Genomic DNA, 9040 nt, shown 5'->3' on the forward strand with positions numbered 1-9040 from the left:
CGCACCCCTACCGGGGTGCGTTCGGCGCCAGTAAAGGGGGGCCGGTGTTGCCGGCACCCCCCAAGTCTGTGCGTGGGATTGTTCTGGGTCAGCGACGCCAGTCGTCGTCCGAGTCGTCGTCCCAACCGGAACGTTGGTCTGCGAAGACTTCGTCCCTGTGCGAGATGGGTTCACCACCAGACAACTCTCGTTGGAGGTTCTCGAAGTCGGTGGACGGCGAGCTGTACTTGAGTTGTCGTGCAACCTTGGTTTGCTTCGCCTTAGCCCGGCCGCGGCCCATGACTAACCCCCTCGCGCTTTGACGGGGCGGCCTGGGGAAATTTGGCGGCCCCGGTGATGTGAGTATTTTCCTGCGGTCCACTCTAGCGTGGAAAAGTTCGTTCCGCTTCCACGCACCCCGCCCCGGCCGTGTCCGATGCGTCTCACCCGGACACGACCTGCGCAGATGTGTGATTTTTGTCGGTCAGAACACCCCGGGGATCGCTCGAACGGTGCCTACTCGCACGCCGCCACCGAGCACCGGCTGCGAAGCCAGAGTCGCGTGGTCCTCCGACCACTCGATGCCGAGTCGATGCAGCAGCGCCGCGGTCAACGGCAGCCGGGCGCGTTCGTGACCGTCGTCGATCTTGAAGGCGAAGGCGGTGCCGTCCGGCAGCGCGCCGGCGTGGATGCCGTCCGCGCCGGCCTTGCACATCAGGCCCGGGGTCGTGGTCATCAGCCGGTCGTCGTCCTTGCCGGTTCCGGAAATCAGGAACGGGTGGGCGCGCAGGGCATCGGCGACCACCCGCTCGGGAGTGTCCGGTGCGGCCGTGACGAGCCTCGAGTACGCGGTCGCGAGGTTGAACAACGGCAACGGCACGATGGGCAGGCCGCACCCGTCGATGCCGAGTTCGGTGTCCTCGACGTCGCCGGCCAGATCCAGGACGGTCTCGACGACGGCCCGCTGCAATGGATGCCCCGGGTCGAGGTAGCTTCGCGGGTCCCATTCGTTCACGGCACACACGGCGAGCATCGCGGCGTGCTTGCCGGAACAGTTCATGTACACCGGGCGCGGTCCTCGCCCGGATGCGAGGACCTCGGCGCGTGCCAGTTCGTTCCCTGGCAGATCCGGCGGGCACTGCAGGTCGGTCTCGTCGAAGCCGTATTCGCCGAGCAGCTCCTCGACCAGTTCGACGTGTTCGGACTCGCCTTCGTGTGATGCGGTCGCGATGGCCAGTTCCGCGGTGGTGCGGGGGACGAAGCCGTGACGCACCAGGGCCACGGCCTGGAGCGGCTTGTTCGACGACCGGGGATAGATCGGTGTGTGGACCTGGCCGAGCGAGATCGTCGCGTCGCCGTGCGGATCGAGGGCGATCAGCGAGCCGCGATGCACGCACTCGCGGAACCCGGATCGCACGACTTCGACAAGTTCGACGCTCAATACATCACCCGTACCTCGTGTCCGGCGACCCGTCGTCGGGCCTTGTCGGTGACGGCGGGCGACAGGTCGTCCTGCTGCTCGAGCATCACCGCGATCCGCTCAGGGTCGCATCCGGTGAACAGATTCCGCACGGTGACTCCGTGTGCGGGTACCGACACCACTTCGATCGCGTCACCGGCGCGCACCGGTCCGTCCGCGACGACCTTCAGGTAGGCGCCGGTGTCGCCGCGCGCGGCGAAGCGCTTGACCCAGCCGGGTTCGGACGCCCAGACGCCGAACGTGCCGCACGGAGTCCGTGGACCGGTCACCTCGAGCAGCAGGCCGCCGGTGCCGACCCGCCATCGTTCGCCGATCACCGCGTCGGTCGTCGCGATTCCGCTCGTCCGCAGGTTCTCGCCGAACCAGCCGACGGGAAGATCCCGGCCGAGTTCGGTCGCCCAGCGCTGCGCCTCGTCGCCGCTGTAGGCGTACACAGCCTTGTAGCGGCCCCCGTGGTGCTCGGTGTCGCATTGCCGGTCGCCGGTGAGACCGAGAGTGTGCACGTGCACCGACTCGGCCACCGGGCGCTTGTCGATGCCGGTGATCGGGACGCGCCGTGTGCCGCTGTCCCGGATCGCATGCACGACGCAGACCGCCTCCACCCGGCCGGGCCGGGCGGTCATCGCCCGCGCAGCCGGTCGACGGCCAGACGACCTGCTTGGACTCCGGTGTCGTCCGGCACGGAATCGACGTCGATCGCCGCGGCACACGGGCCCACGGCCAACGCCGTTCCGGCGGGCACGTTGCGTTTGATCAGGGCGAGCGCGATCGGTCCGAGTTCGTGGTGATCGACGACCGTGCCCAGACGTCCCACGGTGCGTCCGTCGGCGGTGACCGGGTCGCCGGGTTCGGGCCGCGAGTCGGCGGATCCGTCGAGGTGCAACAGCACCAGGTGCCGGGGTGGCTTCCCGAGGTTTTCCACTCGGGCGACAGTTTCCTGACCCCGATAGCAGCCCTTGTCGAGGTGGACCGCGCCGAAGCGATCGGGGGCGCCGACCCAGCGTGCTTCGTGCGGGATCGTGCGCTCGTCGGTGTCGAGACCGATGCGCGGGCGCACGGATTCGACCCGCAATGCCTCGAACGCCCACGTCCCGGCCGCGCGGGCGCCGGCGGCGGTGAGCGCCGAGAACATGTCGGCGAGATTCTCCCGGGGGACCAGCAGGTCGTAGGAGTGTTCGGTCGGCCACGGCATGCGTCTCGCGAATCCACCGCCGGGCAGCGCGAGGGCCGCATAGGGCGCAGACGGCAATGCGTCGATGCCGAGAGCTGTGAGGATGCGCGGATCGCCGGATTGCGGGCCGAGCAGGCTCAGCACCGCCAGTTCGTTTCCGTCGCGTGGTTCGGCCTTCGCCCAGAAGACCATCTTCGTGAGGAACGCCAGCAGTTCGGGTCCGCGGTCGAGTTCGGTGTCGACCCAGGTGACCCTGTCCAGATCGGTCAGCACGAAGTGGTGTTCGATGCGGCCGTTGACGTCCAGGCTGAGATTCTCTGCCGAGGTGCGGTCCGGTAGCGCCGCGACGTGCTGACTGGAGATCGTGTGCAGCCAGGTGAGCCGCTCGTCGCCGGAGATCGCGACGACGAACCGCGTCGACCGGTCGATCAGCGCCGCTCCCTGTGTTGCTGCGCGCTGTTCACCGAGGGGATCGCCGTAGTGCCAGGGCAGCCCGGCATCGGGAGTGCCGGGCAGTGCGGCGACGGCGCCGGGGAGCGCGAGGAGTGGGCTTTCGGTCACGATCGGAAACTCGGCCACGACACCAGTCTATGGGGAACCGGATTGCGGACCGCCAGTGGATATGGTGGGCGACATGGCTGATCGGGTGCTGGTGACGCTGGATGGCGAGGTGCGGGACGCGGATGCGCCGCTGCTTCACGCCGACGATTTCGGGGTGTTGCGGGGGGACGGCGTCTTCGAGACGTTGCTGGTGCGGGACGGGCGGGCGCGGACCGTCGAACTGCACTTGGGCCGGATGGCCGCGTCCGCCGAGGCGGCGGGAATGCCCGAACCGGATCGCGACGATTGGCGGTTGGCGATCGAGTTGGCCGTCGAACAGTGGGGCGAGGACCGTGAGGGTGCGCTGCGACTGGTGTACACGCGGGGCCGGGAGACCGGTGGTGATCCGACCGCGTTCCTGTTGATCACCCCGGTCGCGGACCGGGTCGGCGCCGCCCGGCGCGACGGCGTGTCGGTGGTAACTCTCGAGCGTGGATTCTCGGTGGATCTGGCGGCGAAGGCGCCGTGGCAGCTCCTCGGCGCGAAGACGCTGTCGTATGCGACGAACATGGCGGCGCTGCGTCACGCCGAGTCGCTCGGCGCAGACGACGTGATCTTCGTCAGCAGCGAGGGGTGTGTGCTCGAAGGTCCGCGTTCGACGGTGGTCATCGCGCGCGGCCGGACGTTGCTGACGCCACCGCCTGCACAGGGGATCCTGCCGGGGACAACGCAACAGGCGTTGTTCGAGATCGCGGACCAGCGTGATTTCACAGCCAGGTACCAGACGCTGCGTCCGGCCGACCTGATCGTTGCCGACGGTGTGTGGCTGGTGTCGAGTGTCGCGCTCGCCGCGCGGGTGCACACCCTCGACGGGCATCCCCTGAACGGGCGCACGATGGTCGGTGAGATCGAGGAACTGGTCGATCTGGCGGTCGACGAGGTCGGATAGGACCCGATCCTGCGGGATCGTCGTCGGGGTTGCGGCGGTGTTCGCCGACTGTGTTTGTGGACACCGTGTTCGCAACTTGCCCGAACTTTCTACTACATTCCGTAGTAACGACGGATTGTCCACGCGCGCCCCGTGTGGTCGCTACGTTGTGCACAGGATTCGGGTCCGCCTGCCCAGGACCCGGATTCGGCGATTGTTCCTGGGCGTCACCACGGAGTTGCCATGGATGTGTTGGATCTGTCCCGGTGGCAGTTCGGCATCACCACCGTCTATCACTTCATTCTCGTCCCGCTGACCATCGGTCTCGCGCCGATCATCGCGATCATGCAGACGATGTGGGTGGTCACCAAGAAAGACCACTGGTATCGCCTCACCAAGTTCTTCGGGAAACTGTTCCTGATCAACTTCGCGTTGGGTGTTGCCACCGGCATCGTGCAGGAATTCCAGTTCGGCATGAACTGGAGCGAGTACTCCCGATTCGTCGGCGACGTCTTCGGTGCACCACTGGCGCTCGAAGGACTCGTCGCGTTCTTCCTCGAATCCACCTTCCTCGGCCTGTGGATCTTCGGGTGGACCCGATTGCCGAAACTGCTCCACCTCGCGACGATCTGGCTGGTCGCGATCGGTGTGAACGCCTCGGCGTTCTTCATCATCGCCGCCAACTCGTTCATGCAGCATCCGGTCGGCGCGATCTACAACCCCGACACCGGGCGCGCCGAACTCACCAGCATCTGGACGCTGCTGACCAACAACACCGCACTGGCCGCGTTCCCGCACACCGTCGCGGGTGCACTCCTCACTGCGGGCACCTTCGTCGCGGGTATCGGTGGCTGGTGGATGGTCCGGAACATGAAGCGCGCGAGGGAAGCGACCGACACCGTCGAGGCCGAGCGCTTCGAAGATGAGGCCCGCACCATGTTCCGGCCCGGCACCCGACTCGGCCTGCTCGTGATGATGGTTGCCGGCGTCGCCGTGATCTTTACCGGCGACATCCAGGCCAAGCTCATGTTCCAGCAGCAGCCGATGAAGATGGCGTCCGCGGAATCGTTGTGCCACACCGAAGTCGACCCCAAATTCTCGATCCTGACGATCGGCACGCACAACAACTGTGACGGTGTCACCCACCTCCTCGAAGTGCCGTTCGTCCTGTCGTACCTCGCGGAAGGGCAGTTCTCCGGCGTCGAACTGCAAGGCGTGCAGGACCTGCAGGCGCAGTACGAGGAACAGTTCGGGCCCGGCAACTACCGTCCCAATCTGTTCGTGACGTACTGGTCGTTCCGCGCCATGATCGGACTCGGCGCGGGCTCGCTGGCTCTGGCCCTTGCCGGCCTGTGGGTCACCCGCGGTGGCCGTGTTCCCGACCAGAAATGGTTCGGAATCCTGAGTATCGCCGCGATCCCGACACCATTCCTGGCCAACAGCGCCGGCTGGATCTTCACCGAAATGGGCCGTCAGCCATGGGTTGTGCACCCGAACCCGACCGGCGTCGACATGATCCGGCTGACCGTCGACCAGGGCGTGTCCAATCACAGCAGCGCCACCGTGATCACCTCGCTCGTCGCGTTCACCCTCCTGTATGCCGCTCTCGGGGTGGTGTGGTTCTGGCTGATCCGCCGCTACACGATCGAAGGACCGCTGCCGCACGATGCGCATCCACCGGGTGAGCACGACGAACCCGACGACGACGGCCGGCCCAAACAATTGTCCTTCGCGTACTAGGAGAGCACGATCATGGGACTTCAAGAACTCTGGTTCGTCCTCATCGCGGTGCTGTTCACCGGCTACTTCGTACTCGAGGGTTTCGACTTCGGCGTCGGCATGCTCATGCCGGTCCTCGGCCGCGGCAAGGATGCGGTCGCCGACACCCGACGCCGGGTGTTGCTCAACACGATCGGGCCGGTGTGGGACGGTAACGAGGTGTGGCTGCTCACCGCAGGCGGCGCACTGTTCGCGGCGTTCCCCGAGTGGTACGCCACCCTGTTCTCCGGCTTCTACCTACCACTACTACTGATCCTGCTCGCCCTCATCGTGCGGGTCTGCGCGATCGAGTACCGCGGCAAGATCGACGATCCCACGTGGCGTCGACGGTGGGATCTCGGCATCATCATCGGGTCGTGGGTGCCCGCGGTCCTGTGGGGCGTGGCGTTCGCGAACATCATCCGCGGTGTCGCGATCGACGAGAACAAGCAGTACGTCGGCGGCTTCTTCGCGTTGCTCAACCCGTACGCGCTGCTCGGTGGTGCCACCACGGCACTGGTGTTCGCGTTGCACGGCGCGGTCTTCCTGGCACTCAAGACGGGTGACGAGGTTCGCTGTGACGCGGTGAAACTCGCTCACCGACTGTCGATTCCGACGGTCGTCGTCGCCGGAACGTTCGTTCTGTGGACTCAGCTGGCGCACGGCAAGAACTGGACCTGGATCCTCGTCGCGGTCGCCGCGGCCGCGTTGCTCGCGGTCGTCGTGCTCACCCGCGTCGAACGCGAAGGCTGGGCGTTCGTGTTCACCACGGTCGCGATCATCTGCACTGTCGTGTTGCTGTTCGGTTCGCTGTTCCCGAACGTCATGCCGTCGACGCTGAACGATGCGTGGTCGCTGACGATCGAGAATGCGTCGTCGAGTCCGTACACCCTCAAGGTCATGACGTGGGCCGCCGTCCTCGTCACGCCGGTCGTCCTGCTCTACCAAGGATGGACGTACTGGGTGTTCCGCCAGCGCATTTCGACCCACCACATCCCGAAGTCGATCGGGTTGCCGATCGGAGTGGATCGGCCGTGACCACCCCCGACGTCGCTCCCACACACCCGACCGATTCTGCCGAGTCCGACGGTGCGCGGGGGCGGCGTCCCCCGATCGATCCACGACTGTGGCGGTACTCGGCGTCCGTGCGCGGATACCTGGTGCTGTCCGTCCTCGCCGCGATCGTCGACGTTGCCGCGATCGTGGTGTCCGCATTCATGATCGGCCGAATACTGGCAGGGGTCATCACTTCGGACGCACGCGCACTCGGCGAGTGGCGCACCGATCTGATTGTGCTCGCCACAGCGATCGGGGTGCGTGTCGTCACCTGGTGGGTGCGTAGCCGCTACGCGCATCGGTCCGCGAGCCGGGTCGTCGCCGAACTCGAACACGAGGTGCTCGCCGCTGCCGCCGCGGCGCCCCCTCGGGAACTCGACCCGCGTCGCGACGAGATCGCCACCGTGCTCACCCGCGGTCTCGGTGGCCTCACCGAATACCTCACCGGCTACGTGCCCGCGCTGCTGCTCGCGGTCGTGTCCACTCCGATCGTGCTCGTCGCCGTCGCCACCCAGGACATCCCGTCGGCGATCATCGTCGTCGTGACCTTGCCGTTGATCCCGGTGTTCATGATCCTGATCGGACTACTCACCAAGGGCCGTGCCGATCGGACACTCCGCACGATGACCGCACTGTCCGCGCAGCTCCTGGATCTGCTCGCGGGACTGCCCACCCTGCGTGCGCTCGGTCGCGAGCGCGGCCCGACCGAGCGCGTCCGCGAACTCGGTGACGACCATCGCCGCGCCACCATGTCGGCGCTGCGGGTTGCCTTCCTGTCCGGATCGGTCCTCGAGTTCCTCGCGACCCTGTCGGTGGCGCTCGTCGCCGTCGGGATCGGTCTGCGTCTCGTCGTCGGCGGGATGCCCCTCGAAGCCGGGATCGTCGCATTGATCCTCGCCCCCGAAGCGTATCTGCCGCTGCGAACCATCGGCACCAAGTTCCACGCCGCCGAGGACGGAATGGCCGCGGCAGAACGCGCTTTCGCCATTCTCGAATCCGCACCGTCGGCTCCCGCGCTGCGGCCGGACGAGGGCACGATCGACGCGCGCGGTCGCGATCTGGTGCTCGACGGTATCTCCGTCGCCGGGCGCGACGGGTACGCCCCGCACCGCCTGGACGCGGTCTGCCGCCCCGGCGCGATCACCGTGTTGATCGGCGCGAACGGAGCAGGCAAATCCACCGCGTTGCTCGCGATCCTCGGTCTCGCCGAGCCCGCGACCGGACGCGTGCTGATCGGCACGGATCCGATCAGGGCCACCGACACCTGGTGGTCGCAGGTCGCGTGGCTGCCGCAACGACCGGTGCTGCTGCCCGGTACTCTCGCCGGGAATCTCGCGCTCACCGGTGTCGACGTCGCCGATGACGAGCTCGACAATATTTGTGCAGCAACAGGTTTCGATATGGTTTTGCGTGAACTTCCGAACCGATGGGACACCGAGATCGGAGCCGACGGAACCGGGCTGTCCCTCGGTCAGCGGCAGCGTCTCGCTCTGACCCGCACCTTGGCATCCCCGAGACCGGTGCTGCTGCTCGACGAACCCACCGCGCACCTCGACGCCGACACCGAGCAGGCAGTCCTGGCCGCGCTGCGTGACCGCGCCGACCGCGGCGCGACCGTCGTCGTCGTCGCGCACCGGCCGACTCTGCTGGCGGCCGCCGACACCGTGATCGAGGTGACCGCGCGATGAACGCCCGGAACCCACGTGATCGCCCCGGCGACGACCACCCCGAATTTTCGGAGCGAACGTATCCTTCGTCTCCTTCAACGGAGCGAACGGTACATTCGCTCGGAGGAGCACGGCCGCCCGGGGCGCTGCGGCGTCCACCATCGGACCGGCGCCGCAGCGATCTGCGTCGCGCCATGGCACTGCTCGAACTCGAACCCCGCCGCGTCCTCGTCGCCGTCGCGGCCGGTGTCGCGACCCTCGGTGCCGCGCTGCTGCTGTCGGGACTGTCGGCGTGGCTCATCATCCGCGCCTGGCAGATGCCCCCGGTCCTCGACCTCACCATCGCGGTCGTCGCCGTGCGGGCTCTCGGCATCTCGCGGGGACTGTTCCGCTATTGCGAACGCCTGGCAACCCACGACGTCGCGTTGCGCGGCACCACCGCCGCCCGAGCCGGGCTCTAC

The 9040-nt window shown here is 67.2% G+C and carries 8 protein-coding genes and 1 pseudogene; 5 read left to right on the forward strand and 4 right to left on the reverse strand.

The features are described from left to right. Positions 1 to 88 precede the first annotated feature (88 nt). The 4 genes from WAX14_RS01790 to WAX14_RS01805 form a co-directional block, all read right to left on the reverse strand. Entirely contained in the window at positions 89 to 280 is a 192-nt protein-coding gene (locus WAX14_RS01790; RefSeq protein WP_422626383.1) for a DUF3073 domain-containing protein, read from the reverse strand. 183 nt (positions 281 to 463) lie between these two features. Further along, on the reverse strand, positions 464 to 1420 hold the full coding sequence (locus WAX14_RS01795) for an asparaginase (protein ID WP_422626384.1): 957 nt from the start codon (positions 1418 to 1420) through the stop codon (positions 464 to 466). Continuing rightward, positions 1417 to 2082: an MOSC domain-containing protein gene (locus WAX14_RS01800; protein WP_422626385.1), complete on the reverse strand. Its 666-nt coding sequence runs from the start codon at positions 2080 to 2082 to the stop codon at positions 1417 to 1419. The genes WAX14_RS01795 and WAX14_RS01800 overlap by 4 nt, the downstream gene beginning before the upstream one ends. Further along, positions 2079 to 3209 carry a YgfZ/GcvT domain-containing protein gene (locus WAX14_RS01805; RefSeq protein ID WP_422626386.1) on the reverse strand — a complete coding sequence of 377 codons (1131 nt, stop codon included), beginning with the start codon at positions 3207 to 3209 and terminating at the stop codon, positions 2079 to 2081. Before WAX14_RS01805 ends, WAX14_RS01800 begins: the two co-directional genes overlap by 4 nt. A gap of 55 nt (positions 3210 to 3264) precedes the next feature. On the opposite strand from WAX14_RS01805, the gene WAX14_RS01810 reads away from it, so the two are divergent. The 5 genes and pseudogenes from WAX14_RS01810 to WAX14_RS01830 all read left to right on the forward strand — a co-directional run. Then, positions 3265 to 4119 (forward strand): aminodeoxychorismate lyase, encoded by an 855-nt coding sequence (locus WAX14_RS01810; protein ID WP_422626387.1) that lies wholly within the window; start codon positions 3265 to 3267, stop codon positions 4117 to 4119. A gap of 222 nt (positions 4120 to 4341) precedes the next feature. Beyond that, positions 4342 to 5838 (forward strand): cytochrome ubiquinol oxidase subunit I, encoded by a 1497-nt coding sequence (locus WAX14_RS01815; RefSeq protein ID WP_422626388.1) that lies wholly within the window; start codon positions 4342 to 4344, stop codon positions 5836 to 5838. A 12-nt stretch (positions 5839 to 5850) separates the two neighbouring features. Continuing rightward, positions 5851 to 6894 (forward strand): cytochrome d ubiquinol oxidase subunit II, encoded by a 1044-nt coding sequence (gene cydB / locus WAX14_RS01820; RefSeq protein WP_422626389.1) that lies wholly within the window; start codon positions 5851 to 5853, stop codon positions 6892 to 6894. 74 nt (positions 6895 to 6968) lie between these two features. Continuing rightward, positions 6969 to 8600: a thiol reductant ABC exporter subunit CydD gene (cydD, locus tag WAX14_RS01825; RefSeq protein WP_422626390.1), complete on the forward strand. Its 1632-nt coding sequence runs from the start codon at positions 6969 to 6971 to the stop codon at positions 8598 to 8600. 173 nt (positions 8601 to 8773) lie between these two features. Beyond that, positions 8774 to 9040 (forward strand): annotated as a pseudogene (locus tag WAX14_RS01830) (ABC transporter ATP-binding protein); the annotation flags it as partial.

It is taken from the genome of Rhodococcus sp. (in: high G+C Gram-positive bacteria), from assembly GCF_049299235.1.
Taxonomy (GTDB): Bacteria; Actinomycetota; Actinomycetes; order Mycobacteriales; family Mycobacteriaceae; genus Rhodococcus.